The 17,776-nt window shown below is 42.2% G+C and carries 15 protein-coding genes; 9 read left to right on the top strand and 6 right to left on the bottom strand.

What is annotated here, in order from left to right:
- Positions 1–13: 13 nt before the first annotated feature.
- The gene (locus tag O7C57_RS19315; RefSeq protein ID WP_154622185.1) at positions 14–949 is read right to left on the bottom strand and encodes a LysR substrate-binding domain-containing protein; all 936 of its coding nucleotides are present in this window, start codon (positions 947–949) and stop codon (positions 14–16) included.
- Between the two features lie 750 nt (positions 950–1,699).
- Between O7C57_RS19315 and O7C57_RS19320 the strand changes: the two genes are divergently transcribed.
- The 7 genes from O7C57_RS19320 to O7C57_RS19350 all read left to right on the top strand — a co-directional run bounded on the left by O7C57_RS19320 (position 1,700) and on the right by O7C57_RS19350 (position 10,340).
- Complete coding sequence (locus O7C57_RS19320) at positions 1,700–2,296, top strand: ankyrin repeat domain-containing protein (RefSeq protein WP_154621901.1); 597 nt, start codon at positions 1,700–1,702, stop codon at positions 2,294–2,296.
- 18 nt (positions 2,297–2,314) lie between these two features.
- Positions 2,315–3,238 carry a DUF2877 domain-containing protein gene (locus tag O7C57_RS19325; RefSeq protein ID WP_196713908.1) on the top strand — a complete coding sequence of 308 codons (924 nt, stop codon included), beginning with the start codon at positions 2,315–2,317 and terminating at the stop codon, positions 3,236–3,238.
- Complete coding sequence (gene fdrA, locus O7C57_RS19330) at positions 3,228–4,778, top strand: acyl-CoA synthetase FdrA (protein ID WP_163860502.1); 1,551 nt, start codon at positions 3,228–3,230, stop codon at positions 4,776–4,778. The genes O7C57_RS19325 and fdrA overlap by 11 nt, the downstream gene beginning before the upstream one ends.
- Entirely contained in the window at positions 4,778–6,193 is a 1,416-nt protein-coding gene (locus tag O7C57_RS19335) for a DUF1116 domain-containing protein (RefSeq protein ID WP_154623676.1), read from the top strand. The genes fdrA and O7C57_RS19335 overlap by 1 nt, the downstream gene beginning before the upstream one ends.
- A 123-nt stretch (positions 6,194–6,316) precedes the next feature.
- Complete coding sequence (locus tag O7C57_RS19340; RefSeq protein WP_154623677.1) at positions 6,317–7,879, top strand: xanthine permease; 1,563 nt, start codon at positions 6,317–6,319, stop codon at positions 7,877–7,879.
- 71 nt (positions 7,880–7,950) lie between these two features.
- A complete protein-coding gene (locus O7C57_RS19345) occupies positions 7,951–8,901 on the top strand; it encodes a carbamate kinase family protein (RefSeq protein WP_154623678.1) in 951 nt (316 codons plus the stop codon).
- A 62-nt stretch (positions 8,902–8,963) separates the two neighbouring features.
- Positions 8,964–10,340, top strand: a complete 1,377-nt coding sequence (locus O7C57_RS19350) for an amidohydrolase family protein (RefSeq protein ID WP_196713909.1) — start codon at positions 8,964–8,966, stop codon at positions 10,338–10,340.
- Between the two features lie 56 nt (positions 10,341–10,396).
- On the opposite strand, the gene O7C57_RS19355 is transcribed toward O7C57_RS19350, so the two are convergent.
- Complete coding sequence (locus O7C57_RS19355) at positions 10,397–10,984, bottom strand: RBBP9/YdeN family alpha/beta hydrolase (protein WP_154623686.1); 588 nt, start codon at positions 10,982–10,984, stop codon at positions 10,397–10,399.
- Positions 10,985–11,163: 179 nt separating this feature from the next.
- On the opposite strand from O7C57_RS19355, the gene O7C57_RS19360 reads away from it, so the two are divergent.
- Positions 11,164–11,976: a hypothetical protein gene (locus O7C57_RS19360; protein WP_244316462.1), complete on the top strand. Its 813-nt coding sequence runs from the start codon at positions 11,164–11,166 to the stop codon at positions 11,974–11,976.
- A 51-nt stretch (positions 11,977–12,027) separates the two neighbouring features.
- Here O7C57_RS19360 and uxuA read toward each other — a convergent pair whose 3' ends face one another.
- Positions 12,028–13,218 carry a mannonate dehydratase gene (gene uxuA, locus O7C57_RS19365; RefSeq protein ID WP_154623681.1) on the bottom strand — a complete coding sequence of 397 codons (1,191 nt, stop codon included), beginning with the start codon at positions 13,216–13,218 and terminating at the stop codon, positions 12,028–12,030.
- Positions 13,219–13,262: 44 nt separating this feature from the next.
- Positions 13,263–14,573, bottom strand: coding sequence for an MFS transporter (locus O7C57_RS19370; RefSeq protein ID WP_163860500.1), 1,311 nt, complete (start codon positions 14,571–14,573; stop codon positions 13,263–13,265).
- Between the two features lie 215 nt (positions 14,574–14,788).
- Here O7C57_RS19370 and O7C57_RS19375 point away from each other — a divergent pair, with 215 nt between their 5' ends.
- Positions 14,789–15,505 (top strand): FadR/GntR family transcriptional regulator, encoded by a 717-nt coding sequence (locus tag O7C57_RS19375; RefSeq protein ID WP_154623683.1) that lies wholly within the window; start codon positions 14,789–14,791, stop codon positions 15,503–15,505.
- A gap of 50 nt (positions 15,506–15,555) precedes the next feature.
- On the opposite strand, the gene uhpT is transcribed toward O7C57_RS19375, so the two are convergent.
- Together uhpT and O7C57_RS19385 are read right to left on the bottom strand one after the other, a co-directional pair.
- Complete coding sequence (gene uhpT / locus O7C57_RS19380; protein ID WP_163860499.1) at positions 15,556–16,956, bottom strand: hexose-6-phosphate:phosphate antiporter; 1,401 nt, start codon at positions 16,954–16,956, stop codon at positions 15,556–15,558.
- Positions 16,957–16,985: 29 nt separating this feature from the next.
- A complete protein-coding gene (locus tag O7C57_RS19385) occupies positions 16,986–17,774 on the bottom strand; it encodes an inositol monophosphatase family protein (protein ID WP_230085850.1) in 789 nt (262 codons plus the stop codon).
- Between the last annotated feature and the right edge of the window lie 2 nt (positions 17,775–17,776).

A 17,776-nucleotide genomic window follows, 5' to 3' on the forward strand; every position in this document is an offset into this window, starting at 1 on the left:
CCGCATAACGGACTTAGTGGCTAATGGGTTTAAGCAGATCACTGTATAGCTTGGCCAAGATACCATTGGCCGTGAATTCTTTACGGATCCATTGTGTCACTAATCCTGTTGCAGAGTGTTGGGTCGCGAGTAACATATGCGAATCTTGTCTTGGATTTTGAATCTGTTTGATAACCAATAGGCCATTTTTAACGTGTTCTTTAACCATATAATCAGGCAAAAAACCAATCCCTTCCCCTAATATCTGACACTGGCATTTCGTATTAAAATCGGGTACCTGAATAGCCTCTTGACCATGCAGTAGCCAACCAACCCGTTTATTGATAGTGAGTGCGGTATCTTCAACCATAATATTTGGATATAAACGTAGCTGACTTTCTGCGATAGGTTCAGGCATCAATGCTAATGGATGAGTCGCAGAGATCGCAAATTGCCAGTGGATAGCCCCAATTTCAGTGTAATCAATTCCCCCACCATCCATTAGTGTGCCTGGTGCGCCAATCGCAATATCCGACAAATTGTTAATAATGGCATCCCATACGCCGTTATACACCTCAGTCGTGACTGTAATTTGGCAAGTTGGAAACTGTTTTTTAAGGATTTGCAGCAGCTTCGCCGTATGATAAGGCGTATACAGCAGCTGATTAATACAGATCCGTACACGGGCTTCAATCCCCTGTTCAATGGAATAAATACTCTTCTTAATAAGATGAAAGTTATTCAATAAATCAGTTGCTTTACGGTAAAAATAATAGCCTGCTTCGGTTAACTCAATATTACGCGTATCTCGGATAAACAACACAACATCTAAATAGGTTTCGATACGTTTTATCGTATAACTGACGGCGGAGGTGGTTATTCCTAACTCTTCTGCTGCTTTACTAAAGCTCGCATATTTAGCTGCTGTCGTGTAAGTCAGTAAGTTTTCTTCGGTAAATATAGAGTTCATACTGGTGTCCAAAATAGGCTTAAAATCAATCAAAATAAAAAGTTATAATCAAAATACTTCGCATTACAGTTAAGCAACAAAAGATGGATAGCTTACGGTTGATAACTGGTGTGTGTGAGCATCCGCAACAATAACGTAACTTGAAGTATGACGAATATATGTGAATTATATTTAATAACCCGTAATTTTAGGTTATTTATCAAGCATTTTTTCAAGGTTAACAGAAATCGGCATACATACCGAGCGATAAAAAATTTTTGCTTTTTTGGCAAAAACCGATGTAATACGAAACCAACTATTTATAACCAAAATAGCTAATCTTATTGAAATGAATAATAAAAAATTCTATTAACAATCTCGCTGATCTCGATCAACTCTTTTACATTGTTAACAGTTTAAAAACTTTTAATTTGAGTTATATCACAAAATTGATCAAATCCTTTTTTCCCCTTCTCATTAGCAAACAAAATTTCATTATATTGCTTATTTTTTATCCAAAAACACGGCAAAAGCGACAAAAAATCATGCTATCACGCACAAAAAATCGTTATTGTTGATTTAAAATCAACAATAAAAGTAGCTATTGATGAATTAATTTTAAATGGATTCTATTTATCTCACCTGCTTGCTATGCTTAATTCATCATAAATATGCCCATAACGCTTCATTTACTTGGGTCACATTTAAATATTGTCTTTATCTATTTCGTTATTTGATGCTGAAATCAAATAATTTAATAAGGGGAAAAACATGACATTAGAGCAAGAGTTTTTATCCGCAGCAGAACAAGGCAACCTAGATTTATTAAAAAACTGCCTGAAAAAGGGCGTTGATATCAATACAACCAACCGCCAAGGCCGTACTGCTATTGTGAATGCAAGTCTCAATAAACATTATGAGTGTGTGACTTTCCTGATTAATGCAGGTGCAGATATTAATAAACAAGACCAAACATGTTTTAATCCTTTTTTATTAAGTTGCTTAAATAATGATTTAACATTACTACGCATCGTACTCCCCGCTAAGCCAAACCTTGATTTATTGACTCGCTTTGGTGGTGTGGGCATCACGCCTGCAAGCGAAAAAGGCCATGTCGACATTGTGCGAGAATTACTCGAAAAAACAGATATTAATGTTAACCACACAAACTTTGTCGGTTGGACACCACTACTGGAAGCGATCGTGCTGAATGATGGCGGTGAAAAACAGCAGCAGATTGTCAAAATGTTGCTAGAGCACGGTGCCAACCCGCATATGACCGACAAATACGGTAAAAAACCATTAGAGTTAGCGCGCGAAAAAGGCTATCACGAAATTGCTGAATTATTGATAGCAGCCGGTGCATAGTGCATTACAAGGAGGCTTGTGAATAACATCAAGACTCAACGACAACAACTGCATGGACTCTCGGCTGATATAACATTTTTCAATCTGTTAAATCAGCCTTCATTATCAGGCCACATAGAACAGGTTTTCCGTAAGGCGATCAATATTTCGATTAATCATTCACTTTTTACCTTACTGAGCGCCGAATTAGATAATGCCCCTAACAGTTGTCGATTATTGAATAGTGATCTTTCTCAATTAAATATCAAAGAAGGAGAAAACGTTTATTTATCGGATAAAAAAATTTATTTTGGCGACCATTACTTTCTGTCATTCTCTTTATGTCATCAATGGCAGCCTAATAATATTAGTTTTATTCCAGAGAAAATAAATAGCGACGACTATTTTACATTTTTAAATTTTAATATTAATGAAATAGATAAACTATTGAATAAAAGTGGTCACGCTTTATTGAGTTATCATGGGTGTAATTTATTTTATTCTAGTCTCGCTAACAAATTAAATTTATTACGTAACGAATTAATCGATTCATTAAAGAAAGCAGAGCATCAAAACTTGCCTGTTATTATCCAACAATTTGTTGGGCTCGGGATTGGTCTTACTCCTTCAGGGGATGACTATTTAGTTGGATTAATGGCGTTTTTATTACTCAAGCATCACCCAGCACAGCACCTACACCCTTTTTTTGAACAAGGTATCCGCCGTGCCAAAGATGCCACCACTAAAATTGGTGCCATCACCTTAGAAAAGGCGCTCAATCGCGAATATAGAGAAAACTTGCTGCAACTTATTCAGATGTTAGTAACAGCAGATGAGAGAAATATTTATCCGCAGTATCAAAAGATTTTAGATATCGGGTCTAGTTCGGGTAGCGACATGTTATTTGGCATTCGTGATGCTTTGTACCTTACCCATTATTTTGGAGAAAAGTATGTCGACTAAAGTTGTCATCAAAAAGAATACCTATTTTGATTCTGTATCATTGATGTCTATTTCCACAAAAGCTAACCAACTCGACAACGTTGAGCAGGCATTTGTGGCCATGGCAACAGAAATGAATAAAGGTGTACTGAAAAACCTAGGGTTATTATCCGCTGAATTGGAAGCAGCCAAAAACGGCGACTTGATGATTGTCATTAAAGGCACGAGTGATGAAGCAAATGAAGCAACACTCATCGCGATTGAAGAGCTGTTCAATAAGAAAAACCAAGGTGGCTCACAACATGAAGCTAAATATGCCACGATTCATTCCGCACATAGCCACATCCCAGACAGCAACCTAGCGGTCATTTCTGTTAATGGTCAATTTGCTGCTCGTGAAGCACGCATCGCACTTGAAAATGATCTTAACGTCATGCTGTTCTCTGATAATGTCTCAATCGATGATGAATTCGCGTTAAAACAACTCGCTAGCAGTAAAGGCCTATTGATGATGGGTCCGGATTGCGGTACTGCAATCATCAATGGTGCAGCACTATGCTTTGGCAATAGCGTTCGTCGCGGTAGTATCGGTATTATCGGTGCATCCGGAACAGGCAGCCAAGAGCTCAGTGTCCGTATTCATGAATTTGGCGCTGGGATTTCACAACTGATCGGAACGGGTGGTCGTGATCTCAGTGAAAAGATCGGCGGGATCATGATGATTGATGCGCTGAAAATGCTGGATGAGGATGATGAAACTCAAGTAATCGTCTTAGTTTCTAAACCACCAGCGGCGGCCGTTGCCAAAAAAGTCTTAACTCAAGCAGAAAAATGCCACAAACCGGTTGTCGTTTGTTTTCTCGGTAATCAACCCACGCCAGAAGATAAACCCGGTTTAAGCTTCGCAAAAGGAACTAAAGAGGCGGCACTAAAAGCGGTGCTTCTCACTGGCGTCAAAGAAGAAGAGTTGGATTTGCATTCGTTGAATTGGCCTCTAATTGAAGAAGTGAGAGCAAAACTATCACCCACACAAAAATATATTCGCGGCCTTTTTTGTGGCGGTACGTTATGTGATGAAGCCATGTTTGCTGCACTCGAAAAATATGATGATGTCTACAGTAATATTCAACCGAACCCTGATTACCGCTTAAAAGATCTCAACAAAAGTGTTGCCCATACTTTCCTTGACTTTGGTGATGATGATTTTACCAATGGCAAACCTCACCCAATGATCGACCCAACCAACCGCATAGAGCGTTTACTGCAAGAAGCGCGCGACCCTGAAGTCGGTGTTATCGTCATGGACTTTGTTCTGGGTTACGGCTCTCATGCAGACCCTGTTGGGGTAATGATTGATGCTATCAAAGCAGCAAAAGAGATTGCGAAACAAGATAACCGTGAACTGGTGATCCTCGGGTATGTTTTAGGCACTGATCAAGATACACCATCAATGGATGCACAGGTGAAAATGCTCACTGATGCAGGTGTCATTTGGGCGAGTAGTAGCACCAACACCGGTTTGTTAGCGCGTGAATTTGTCTGGAAAGGGGAGAAAGCATAATGACTTCATTATTTAAACAACCATTAAATGTGATTAATGTGGGCATTGAAATGTTTAGCGATGACCTGAAAAAACAACATGTTCCCGTAACACATTTGAATTGGACACCGCCTGGGCAAGGTAACGTTGCCGTCATCCGTGCATTAGACAAAATTGAAAGTAACGCCGCATTACAAGAAAAGATTGCAGCGGCTAACGCGCAAGCCTTGGAACGTATCATTCAATCACAACCGATGTTGGTCGGCTATGATCAAGCCATTAATGTTGTACCAGGAATGACCAAGAATACTATTTTACACGCAGGTCCTCCTGTTGAGTGGAAAGACATGTGCGGTGCGATGAAAGGCGCGGTGACAGGCGCATTAGTATTTGAAGGTCTAGCGAAAGATTTAGCGGATGCTGAACGTGTTGCCGCTTCTGGTGAGATCATTTTCTCCCCTTGTCACGAACACGACTGTGTAGGCTCCATGGCGGGAGTGACCTCTGCCTCCATGTTTATGCACATTGTTGAAAACAAAACGTATGGTAATCGCGCTTTCACTAACCTTAGTGAGCAAATGGCAAAAATTTTGCGGATGGGGGCCAATGACCAAAGTGTTATCGACCGCTTGAACTGGATGCGTGATGTTTTAGGTCCAATGCTACGTGACGCGATGAAGCTCGCTGGTGAAATAGACCTGCGCTTAATGTTAGCGCAAGCCCTGCATATGGGGGATGAATGTCATAACCGTAATAATGCAGGCACCACACTGCTCATCCAAGCATTAACACCGTATATCATCCAAACTGATTTTTCTGTTGCTCAACAAAAAGAAGTATTTGATTTTGTGGCAAGTAGTGATTATTTCTCAGGCCCAACTTGGATGGCGATGTGTAAAGCGGCAATGGATGCGGCACATGGTATCGAATACAGCACCGTCGTCACGACCATGGCACGTAACGGTTATGAGTTCGGTTTACGTATCAGTGGGCTACCGGGCCAATGGTTTACGGGTCCATCGCAACAAGTGATTGGTCCTATGTTTGCAGGTTATAAACCTGAAGACTCTGGCCTCGATATTGGAGACTCCGCAATTACTGAGACTTATGGTATTGGTGGCTTCGCCATGGCAACAGCGCCTGCCATTGTTGCTCTCGTCGGAGGTACCGTTGAAGAAGCTATTGATTTTTCAAGGCAGATGCGTGAAATCACTTTAGGTGAAAACCCAAATGTGACGATTCCTCTGCTTGGCTTTATGGGTATTCCTACTGCCATTGATATCACTAAGGTTGCCGCCAGCGGTATCCTTCCGGTCATCAATACCGCAATTGCCCATAAAGATGCAGGTATCGGTATGATTGGGGCGGGTATTGTTCACCCTCCGTTTGATTGCTTTGAAAAAGCGATGTTGTCTTACGCCGAAAAATACGCCTAGTCACACAGATAATAAGCCCAACTTCGGTTGGGCAATCCAGACTAATGAGTTGTGATTCACCAGAGCAAATAGGGTTTTTAATTATGACTGCCCCCGCAGTCTCTTCTTTGAAGGATACATTCCATGAGTGTAACGAAACTAAAGTGGAAACGTGGTGACTGGGCGGCCTACTTCGGGCTAATGACCAATAACTTAACTAATCTGCTCACAATGATGGGGCTACTGATCTTTGTCGTCGGTATCCCAAAAGATATTGTTTATGGACGTATTGCACCCGCTTTTGGTTTTGCCGTCTTACTTGCGAGTGTCAGCTATGCTTATTTTGGCCAGCAACTTGCCAAACAAACTGGGCGCGACGATGTTACCGCACTACCGTCTGGCCCAAGTGCACCCTCTATTTTTACCGTCACCTTTTTAGTCATCATGCCAGTCTATCAAACTACGCAAAATGCGGAGTTTGCCATTCAGATTGCACTGGTTTGGTGTTTTGTGGAATCAATGATCCTTGTTGGTGGCTCATTCCTCGGTGAAACGATCCGTAAAATGATCCCTCGCACTGTCTTGCTTTCCTGTTTATCTGGGCTAGGTTTGCTGTTACTGGCCATGAACCCAATGCTACAAGCATTTGAAGCCCCGACCGTCTCATTTATCGTTTTACTGCTCATCTTTATCAACTGGTTTGGTAAAAAACCGATCTTTGCCCGTATACCGACAGGCTTATTGCTTCTGATCGCAGGTACCGTATTGGCATGGATTTCAGGATTACAAAGCCCTGCTGCGATTAAATCCTCCGTCGAGTCATTTGGATTTAACCCACCAGGCATCCATATTGATAGCTTTTTACAAGGTCTACCGCACGCGCTGCCTTACTTAGCTTCCGCGGTTCCATTAGGCTTAGCAAACTATATCTTTGACCTCGAAAATATTGAGAGTGCCCACGCTGCTGGTGATGAATACAATACACGTAAGGTCATGCTAGCCAATGGTTTATCATCAACTGTAGGTTGCTTTATGGGGAACCCATTCCCCGTGACGGTGTACGTAGGTCATGCGGGTTGGAAAGCCATGGGAGCCAGTATTGGCTATACGTTAGCTTCTGGGATCACTATGTTCATCGTTCCGTTATTTGGTTTGGGGGCTTTCATGTTAGCCATTATTCCAATGACAGCGATCGTACCTATTCTGGTATTTATCGGGGTTGTTACGGCGAACCAAGTGGTGCGAGAAACACCCAAGATTGAAGTCCCCGTTATCTTTATTTGTTTATTCCCTTGGATTGCCAACTGGGCACTGACCATGATGAATAGCATGATGGGAGCAGCAGGGACTTCAGCGGCGCAGATCGGAACCGATGTATTGTTGAGCAAAGGGGTGTATTACCAAGGTCTCGTACACCTCGGCAATGGTGCACCGCTAGCCAGTATGCTGTGGGGCTGTATTGCTATCTTCGCCATTCTTAATCAACCACTACGTGGTGCAATTGCTGCTGCCGTCGGCGCACTACTCGTATTCTTCGGAATCATTCATTCGCCAATGGTAGGAATAGCACAAGGCTCAGCCTTGATGTTTGTATACGCTTACCTCATGATGGCGGGCTTATTTGTCATGAAATACTTTTTGGATAAAGGCAAAACAACAGAAGAGCAACAACCTGAAAAAGCTGAAAAAATCAGTAAATCAGTGTGATGCCACTAACCTCCGATTGTCGGTGTGCCTAGCACACCGACTCTAACACTCTGTATCAGGATACAATAACAATGAAAGAACTCGTGGTTGTTGCCATCGGGGGCAACAGTATTATCAAAGATAACAACAGCCAGTCGATTGATTCTCAAGAAAAAGCCGTACAAGAAGTGGCTACCCATATCTGTGACATGCTTGAAGGAAACTATAATATCGTTTTAACTCATGGAAATGGGCCACAAGTCGGATTGGATTTACGCCGCGCTGAAATCGCACATACCGTTGAAGGGCTACCTTTGACACCATTAGCCAATTGTGTCGCCGATACCCAAGGGGGAATTGGTTATTTAATCCAACAAGCACTGACTAACGCATTGGTGACGCGCCATAATCGTCAAGCGGTCACTGTAGTCACTCAAGTTGAAGTCGATAAAAATGATCCCAATTTTCAATCGCCAACCAAGCCTATAGGGGCATTTTTCAGCGCTGAACAGGCCGAGAAATTGCAACAAGCAAACCCTGATTGGCATTTTGTTGAAGACTCAGGACGTGGATACCGCCGTGTAGTCGCATCACCCGAGCCCAAAAGTGTCGTCGAATCCGCGGCTATCCGTACATTAACTGAAAATGACTATGTTGTTATTGCCGCTGGTGGTGGTGGGATCCCTGTGGTCAAAAATGGCCATGGAGGCTTTCAAAGTGTCGATGCCGTTATCGATAAAGATTTATCCACAACGCTACTCGCAAAAGAGTTACAAGCCGATATTTTGATCATCACAACAGGGGTTGAAAAAGTCTGTATTTACTTTGGAACACCAGAACAAAAGGAACTTGGAGAAACCACGACAACCGCGATGCAACGCTATATGCGTGAAGGGCATTTCCCCGCTGGAAGTATGCTACCGAAAATAGAAGCTAGCCTGTCGTTTCTCGCCAACGGTGGCAAGCGAGTGATTATTACCTCACCTGAAAAATTGCCGCAAGCCTTACGCGGCGAAACAGGTACTCATATTATTCAAGGCTAACTTCACACCATTTCAGGTTGCGACGTTCAGCAACCTGAAAACTGCCTAATTAAGGAGTTTCTATGCAATCCAACAGAAGAGAGTTCCTTTCTACGAGTGCAAAACTGGCTGCGACTTGCACGCTATTTGGTGCGATGTCAGGTATTGCTATCGCTGAAACCGATTCAGTCCCATCAAGCACGACGTCAAAGATTACAGATAGCCACTATTATCTTGATAATGTGTTACTTGAGACAGGGTTTAACTATCGTGATAATACTGTCGTCGGCACGAAAACAGCGTTACACACGCTCGAGATCAAGCAAGGTAAAATCGTGGCTATCCTGCCAAATACACAACATCAGAATAGCCAATTAGCCGCATACAGTGCGAATAATAAGCTTATGCTCCCCGCTTTTCGCGATATGCATATTCACCTTGATAAAACTTTTTATGGTGGTCCTTGGCAGGCTCCTGAATCACGTGAAGGCAAAACCATACTGGATATGATTGCACTGGAGCAAAAATTACTCCCTGAGTTACAACCTTACACACAAGAGCGTGCTCACGCGCTGATCAGCTTGATCCAATCTAAGGGATCAACTATCGCGCGTAGCCATTGTAATATCGAACCCGTTTCAGGGCTTAAAAATCTTGAGGCTCTCATACAGGTTCTTGATAAACATCAGCAGGACCTAACCTGTGAAATCGTCGCTTTCCCACAACATGGCTTGCTATTATCCAAATCAGAACCTTTAATGCGTGAAGCAATGCAAGCGGGGGCACATTATGTTGGTGGACTCGATCCAACTCACGTCGATGGTGCGATGGAAAAATCACTCGATACCCTGTTCCAAATTGCATTGGATTACAATAAAGGCGTTGATATTCATCTTCATGAAACCAGCCCTGCGGGCTTAGCAGCCATTAATTATATGATTGATACTGTGGATAAAAACCGCAGTTTACGCGGTAAAGTCACTATCAGCCATGCCTTTGCTCTCACAACGTTGACACCAGAGCAAGCCAACACCACAGCGCAGCGCCTTGCTGAGCAACAGATTAGCATCGCCACTACGGTTCCTATCGGTACATTACATATGCCATTGAAAATACTGAATGAACACGGTGTATTTGTGATGTCTGGAACCGATAGCGTTATTGACCATTGGTCTCCTTTTGGCCTAGGCGACATGTTAGAAAAAGCCAATTTATACGCTCAACTTTACACGCGCCCAGATGAACATGCTCTATCACGTTCACTCGCAATCGCGACGGGGAATACATTGCCATTGGATAACAAAGGCAAGCAAGTGTGGCCAGTTGCAGGCGACGATGCCAGCTTTGTCCTCGTGGATGCTTCTTGTTCTGCTGAAGCGGTTGCACGCATTTCACCAAGGCAAGCCAGCTTCCACAAAGGGAACTTAGCTTCCGGCTCAATTGAGAAGAGAGTAGGCTAACTGTTTGTCCAAAAAGACGGGGGTTCAACTCCCGCCGTCTTACTGGTTGGGCATCGCTAGCAACGCCAATTTTTTAACAGTGCCAATATCAGTGGAAACTCACAAAACCCTTCCCTATCGAGAAAGTGTCCTGCATTTTCCACCGTAATAACCTCTGTTTCTAAATTATCCGCTAATGTTCTCGATGACTGCGGGGAAACAATCTGATCATTATTTGAGATCACAGAAACGCGATAGTCAGCTAATGATTTCAAATAAGGGTAATCGAATATAAACTCAGTATGAGGTTTCAATTCAGGCAATGTTTTTTGCTCATCAGTAAAACCAGAAACGAAGATATAACCACCTACCCGCTGTCGCTGCTCCGCGAGGAAACGTAATACGCTAACACAACCAAGACTATGACCGATCAACACCGTATTTGTGTCCAATTTAATATTTGCATCCAGTAAAAACTGCAACCATCGTTGGGGATCAGGCGCTTGTGGATCAGGCATAGCAGGAACGAATACGCTAGCCCCACACTGCTCAAGCTGTGCTTTTAACCAAGGAAACCAATTTTTCTCAGGCGATGCCGTATAACCATGCACAATAATGACTTTTTTATTGTTTAAATTTTCATGCTGAAGATTTTCACCACTCATCATTCGGTTCCTTTTATCAGTACTGAGTAGGCTGTACATTAAGATAGCGTCAAATAAAGACCATCTATACTAAAACGTTTTCAGGTAAACCTGATGTGTTTTTTGGTAATTATCTCATTATTATTATTCAGCAAATCTTTATAATTCTCTAAAAATTAACATAAATGGATATTTTACCTGTGCAAAATAATCTTCAACTTTCAGATAAAGTTTTAAACGCCTTCCCACAACGATCACTAAAATTAACACCACTATCAGGCGATGGCGGCATGATTCGTTCGCTATTTTTGATTGTGTTCCTAGTCGTATTAACCGCATTCAGTGCGTATCAGCTACCTAACATCGCTTATGACTATAAAATTGGCCAGAATGCCGTTCCCGTTGATGCGGATATTGATGGCTCCTGCAAAACGAACTTATTGGTGATCACCAACTGTAAAGTTGAGTTGCGTTATAAACACAATGTCGTCTCCCATGACTTCACTTTCGTAGGATTGAACGGTGGAGACATTGCAGTCATGCCACTCATGGATGCGACAGATCCGTCAAAGCTAACCGTAGATGTTGCTGTCGATAATGTCATGCTTCGCTTTGTTACCACTATTGCATTAATTGGCTTATTTATTTTTTGTATCTTCTTTTTTATTCGTGCCCAAATACGCATCAGCAAAATAAGAAAAGAGTTATTATCTGTCGGGAGCCAGCCTTTGCAACTGATGGCTATCCCTGCCAAGGTCATTAATGCCAATCGACAAATCATTGCCACTTATCAGCGTGAATTGAATGGGAAACAAATATCGACAGGTTATTCAGGCAAGAAAACAAGTGCACCTATCGTTTTAGAATCAAATGGTAAAACTTATGTGCTCGCGGTGGCCAGTGCCCAGCAGAATATTCCTTATGTACTTGATTTCCCGATGCAGCGTATTCAAGCAACCCCTGAAGAAGTGCAGCATTTTCATAATGTGTTGCAGGAAGAAGGGATAATTTAATTGTTACTAAAGAGGTTGGGCTAGCCTGCCCAACCTTCCTAGCAAATGCAATTATTTTAAATCGGGGAAAAACACGCGTTTAATCGCTAATTCAACACCACGTACCTCTGCCAATCCCTTCAAACGTCCAATCGCAGAATAACCTGGATTGGTTTTCTTTTTCAGATCATCCAACATTTGATGACCGTGGTCAGGACGCATTGGAATACGACGCATGTTACCTGCTTTTTGGCGACGATTTTCTTCTGTTAAAATCGCTTTCACGACGGCAAACATATCCACATCCCCCCCTAGGTGAGCGGCCTCATGGAAGGTTTTCGGATTATCTTCCCGACAGGTTGAACGCAAATGAGTGAAATGAATACGATCACCAAATTGCTCAATCATTTTAACTAAATCGTTATCACTTCTTACACCGTAAGAACCGGTACACATGGTAAAACCATTGTGAATACTATCCACTGTATCTTTCAGCCATTGCATATCTTCAATGGTAGAAACAATCCGCGGTAACCCTAAAATTGGACGTGGTGGATCATCCGGGTGAATAGCCATTTTCACACCCACTTCTTCAGCGACGGGGATAATCGCCTTTAAGAAGTACGCCATATTTTCACGTAGCTTCGCCTTGTCAATACCCGCATATGTTTTCAAATGGGCTTTAAATTGTTCAAGAGTATAGCCTTCTTCCGCCCCAGGTAAGCCCGCAATAATATTTCCAACCAGTTTATTAATATCGGCTTGGCTCATCGCTTCATAATAGGCTTTCGCTTGAGCGATTTCCTCTTGACTGTAATCTTGTTCTGCCCCCTCGCGCTGTAGCAAATACAGCTCAAATGCGGCAAATGCAATTTGGTCAAAACGTAATGCTTTTGAACCGTCTGGTAATTCATATTCTAAATCTGTGCGAGTCCAATCAAGCACGGGCATAAAGTTATAACACACGGTATCAATGCCACAGGCGGCCAAATGACGAATCGATTGTTGGTAGTTCGCAATATGCTGCTCATAATCGCCACTGTGTGTTTTGATTTCTTCATGAACAGGAATACTTTCCACGACAGACCAAACAAGGCCCGCCGCTTCAATTTCTGCTTTACGCTTTTGAATTTCTTCAATACTCCACACCTGACCATTCGGAATATGATGCAGTGCTGTCACGATGCCCGTAGCCCCTGCTTGACGTATATCACTCAAAGAAACCGGGTCATTAGGGCCATACCAACGCCATGTTTGTTCCATATCACTCACCTCAAAAATGTGGGCACCGTATCGTGCCCTTAAATTTATTGTGTAACAGTTTCTTCGATCGGTGCTTTAACGATGAAGAAGTAAGCTAATGCGCCCGCGAATGTCACCATAGAGCAAACGATTAGCGCCCAATTAAATGAACCCGTGGTGTCTAATACCCAACCAGTAACAATCGGTGCGAATGACGCAAAAATGAAGCTACCAAAGTTTTGAATACTACTGACGGAAGCGACCATTTTGCTAGGCGTCACCACTTGCACTAATCCCCAGCAAGAAGTGCCAGCAAAATGCACAAAGAACAGCGCTAAACTGATAAATGCGACCGCCATAGTGGTGGAAGTCGATTGCACAACTAAGAGCGTGCAAGCCGCGGAACAAATCAGTCCTAAACAGATTAAAATTTTGCGGCTATTCATTAATGAATAACCTTTTTTTGCTAAGCGGTCTGCCACCATGCCATTGACTAACATACCGAGCGAACCGAATAAGAATGGAATTGCGGCAACCCATCCCGTATTCGCGAGACTTAATCCCCGTTCTGCCTGTAAATACCCCGGCAACCAAGCAAGATATAGCCATCCCGTATAGTTCACACCACTGAAACCTAAAATCATTCCCCAAACAGTACGCTTTTTGAACAAGGCGCCCCACTCTTTAAGCGTCACTTTCTGTTTTGGGGTTTCATCACGGCCGGAATTGAGATATTTCAAATCGTCTTCTGACAGCTTTAATGACTCACGGTTGCGATAATACGCATACCAACAAATACCAATCAGAATGCCTGCAACCCCGATGATGATAAACATCATTCGCCAGCCAAAAGCCAACATGAGCGCAACTAAGATTGGTGGAGCAAAAGCTTGGCCAATCGTCGTAGAGGAGTTAAATATTCCCATCGGAATACCTCGCTCTTTCGCACTAAACCAATCATTAACGACCTTTACACCACTCGGCATAAAGGGCGCTTCACCCACTCCGAGGCCAATTCGTAATGCAATAAATTGCCAAAAGTTTTGGATCAAACCCGCCATGCCTTGCATTGTTGACCAAAAAATCAATCCTGCGCCTAAAACAATACGAGGTCCAAATTTATCGAGTAATAAACCTGATGGTAGCTGTGAAATACCGTAAGACAATGAAAAAGCAGATAATAAAACACCGAATTGAGTTGCTGAAAGCCCTAAATCAGCACGAATCGCTTCGTTAGCAACCGAAAGCGAACCTCGGTCAAGGAAATTAATGATCCCTGCCAAAAACAGCAGCAGTAACGAGATACGTTGAATTTTCTTAATCCTGGCGGTTTTTGCAATATTATCGGGTGTTATGTCAGATGCTGAACTCTGCATAGTTACATCCTCAAAAAAGTAATTATAATTGTATGATACCTGAATGACTGGTGGCTCGATTGTCAGGTGGTCAGGCCGGTATTATAGTTATTGAATTTGAAAAAAATTAACTTGATATGGCTCACAAATCTGTTTTTTTATCATTCAGATTAGTAGCTAGCAGCGATTAGAGCGTATGATATGTGGCGATAGGATGAGAATACCGAGGAATTAACATGGCATTAGCCCCACTGAAAGTTGAACGATTGTACCGCCAGATCTCAAACCTTATTATTGAGTGTATAAAACGTGGCGATTTCAACGCAGGAGAGCCGTTGCCTTCTGAGCGAGAACTTGCAAAACAGATGGAAGTCAGCCGATCATCCATCCGTGAAGCCTTTATTGCATTAGAAATGACAGGTTGGATTGAAATTCGAGTTGGAAATGGTGTTTATGTCGCCAATCCATTACCACAGGTTGAATCTAAAAAAGAAACCGTCAGTGCAACACCAGAAAAAGATGAAACCGAATTCAGCTTACGTGATTTGTTGAAAGCGAGGCAATCTTTCGAAACTATGATTGCAGAACTCGCAGCTCGTAATGCAACAGATGAGCAATGCGCTGAATTACAAGAAATAATGAAAGATCTCATCAAGCAGAAAGACAATGACGAAAACTTTTTGCGCGAAGATAAACGTTTTCATTTGCTGATCAGTGAAATGACAGGAAATGAAGTGTTGCATAGTATGATGGAACATCTGTGGGATATGCGCCAATCAACACGTTTTATCCGCATGGAATCTCACTATGCCGATATTGATTTACCCAAAACGATGAACGAAGATCACCAATTAATCGTCAATGCGATTCTAGATAGAAATCCAAAAGAAGCAGCAAGATGCATGCATGACCACTTACAGCATGTCTATGAATGTTTCTTCAACATCGAATAACATTGATCAAAAAACGCCCCCATCTTATCGATGGGGGAGTCACCACACTTTTACTGAATGAGTCGATTATCGCGACGGATCTTGCGTTCTTCATAGATAGCCACGACACCCAGCATCACTATCCCTACTGCGGTTGCAGCAAATAACAGATAGAAAGTATCCGACCAGCCATGAAGTGTAAATCCACCTACCGAGATACCGTTGCCGGTTGGGTCTGCGATACGAGAAACTAGGACTTTAGCCATCCCATCACCGAATAAGTAACCAAAAAAGCCCGGAATTGAGTTAACCACCGCCGTTGCACACTTAGGTGCAAAGCCAATGATTGAAATACCAATCAAAATCACAGGTCCGAAAATAAAGAAGCCTTCAAAAAAGAGTGCAATATAAATGCCCCAGACACTGGACATATTTTGGTAAGCAATTAATGGGAAGATGACGGAGATCATACATAACATACCGAGTAATGCACGGCGTCCCCCCATTTTATCGGAGACATACCCCCAAGTGAGTGAGCCTAAAAATCCCCCTAATTCGAGCGCTGTAATCGTACCAATAGCAGAGATATCATCCCAATCAAGTGCCATTTTAACGTAGGCAACACTCCAGTTATCGACACCAATACGAATGGTATACACACAGAGGTTAGCTAAGCATAGAAACCAAACTGCCGGATTTTTCAGAACATATTTGATGAAAATTTCTGACTTTGACATACTTTCTGCGGCGGTATCATCTTTAGAAACTGGCTCGTCAAAAATTTCTTCTGGTGTGTTCCAACCTAATTCTGATGGGTCATCTTTACCAAAAAACATCCCAAATGTAGCAATGACACCCGCAAATAAAATCGGGAAAATAAACATCCCTGCCACATTACCGTTAAAAGCATATTCCATCCCGAATAAGGCGATTGGCCCAGCCAAAATAGCACCTATATTGTGTGATGCGTTCCACCAAGAGATAAACCGACCCCGATTTTTTCTGGGTGTCCAACGGTTAATGGTTGAGTTAGAGCAAGGACCTCCAGGAGCCTGAAATAACCCCGTGAGTGCCCATAAGAAAATAAAAATACCAAGAGAATGCCCTGATGACAGTAAAAACATGCCGATCGCAAATGAAGATGCACAAGACAGCATAAGTAAGAAGCTGAGTATTTTCTTCGTATTTTTGCCATCAATATAATAGGAAAGGAGCACACGGCCTAGACTATAAGTAATAGAGAAACCAAAACCCACCGTGCCCAAATCACTCAAAGTGAAATCTGTTTGTTCAATAATAAACGGGGTAGCGGCTTTAAAATTATAGCGAAGAAAATAGATCCCTGTATAAGCCAAACACATCACAAAGAATGGCTCCATAAACTTTCTTAACCATAAATCGCGTTGTACAGAGAGGGGAATTTTTCCTGTCGGTAGCCTTTTTATATCAAAAAAAGAAAATTTAGAACTCATGTTATTAGCCTTTTCGTGGTTTTATTATTTTATTCTCTAAATGATTCGAGTTGCTGATATATCTTTGGACTCGATGCCAATACATAATTTCCTTTAAGGAGAAAATTATCTTTCGCTCTATAATTATTCATAACCCCTCCGGCTTCTTGAATTAACAATAAGCCTGCAAGACAGTCCCATGAATTTAGATGAGGTTCGTAGTAACCAATTAGCTTGCCTGCGGCTACATAAGCCAACATTAATGCAGCAGAACCATTGCGGACAAACATCCCTTTTTCATGAAGTAATTTATCTAAAAAAGGAATAATGTATTTAGGTGATATGCGAGTTGAAATCCCGACACCAAGCAAACCTTCATTCAGGGATTGAACCGCATTAACTTTGATAGGTGATTGATTTAAATAAGCCCCATGACCCGCCATTGCATGAAATAATTCATCCTGTACGGGGTCATAAACAACCGCGATTTGTGTATTTTGTTGTTCATCCAAGAGGGCTATCGAAATACACCAAGAAGGCAACCCAAAAATAAATGCACTAGTACCATCAATAGGGTCAACGACCCAAGTATATTCTGATGCACCTTGTGTATAACCCCCTTCTTCACCAAATAAAGTATCGAGGGGATATTGTTGGTGAATTTTCTCACGAATAAATTGTTCAGTATTTTTATCCGCAATAGTGACTAAGTCCTGCCCATCCTCTTTTTTCTTTTCAATGTTGAGTTGGTTTCGGTCATAATAGTAGGATACCGCTAATTTGCCGGCTTCAAGAGCAACTTGGCGAATAAAAGTATATCTCGCTGAAATCGCATTCATTC

Origin of the sequence: Providencia sp. 21OH12SH02B-Prov, assembly GCF_027362595.1 — a bacterium.
GTDB lineage: Bacteria > Pseudomonadota > Gammaproteobacteria > Enterobacterales > Enterobacteriaceae > Providencia > Providencia zhejiangensis.

Excerpts from the sequence above, each read along its gene's own strand:
- O7C57_RS19315 (WP_154622185.1), bottom strand. The coding sequence starts at position 949 with ATGAACTCTATATTTACCGAAGAAAACTTACTGACTTACACGACAGCA.
- O7C57_RS19320 (WP_154621901.1), top strand. The coding sequence starts at position 1,700 with ATGACATTAGAGCAAGAGTTTTTATCCGCAGCAGAACAAGGCAACCTA.
- fdrA (WP_163860502.1), top strand. The coding sequence starts at position 3,228 with ATGTCGACTAAAGTTGTCATCAAAAAGAATACCTATTTTGATTCTGTA.
- O7C57_RS19335 (WP_154623676.1), top strand. The coding sequence starts at position 4,778 with ATGACTTCATTATTTAAACAACCATTAAATGTGATTAATGTGGGCATT.
- O7C57_RS19340 (WP_154623677.1), top strand. The coding sequence starts at position 6,317 with ATGAGTGTAACGAAACTAAAGTGGAAACGTGGTGACTGGGCGGCCTAC.
- O7C57_RS19345 (WP_154623678.1), top strand. The coding sequence starts at position 7,951 with ATGAAAGAACTCGTGGTTGTTGCCATCGGGGGCAACAGTATTATCAAA.
- O7C57_RS19350 (WP_196713909.1), top strand. The coding sequence starts at position 8,964 with ATGCAATCCAACAGAAGAGAGTTCCTTTCTACGAGTGCAAAACTGGCT.
- O7C57_RS19355 (WP_154623686.1), bottom strand. The coding sequence starts at position 10,984 with ATGAGTGGTGAAAATCTTCAGCATGAAAATTTAAACAATAAAAAAGTC.
- uxuA (WP_154623681.1), bottom strand. The coding sequence starts at position 13,218 with ATGGAACAAACATGGCGTTGGTATGGCCCTAATGACCCGGTTTCTTTG.
- O7C57_RS19370 (WP_163860500.1), bottom strand. The coding sequence starts at position 14,573 with ATGCAGAGTTCAGCATCTGACATAACACCCGATAATATTGCAAAAACC.
- O7C57_RS19375 (WP_154623683.1), top strand. The coding sequence starts at position 14,789 with ATGGCATTAGCCCCACTGAAAGTTGAACGATTGTACCGCCAGATCTCA.
- uhpT (WP_163860499.1), bottom strand. The coding sequence starts at position 16,956 with ATGAGTTCTAAATTTTCTTTTTTTGATATAAAAAGGCTACCGACAGGA.
- O7C57_RS19385 (WP_230085850.1), bottom strand. The coding sequence starts at position 17,774 with ATGAATGCGATTTCAGCGAGATATACTTTTATTCGCCAAGTTGCTCTT.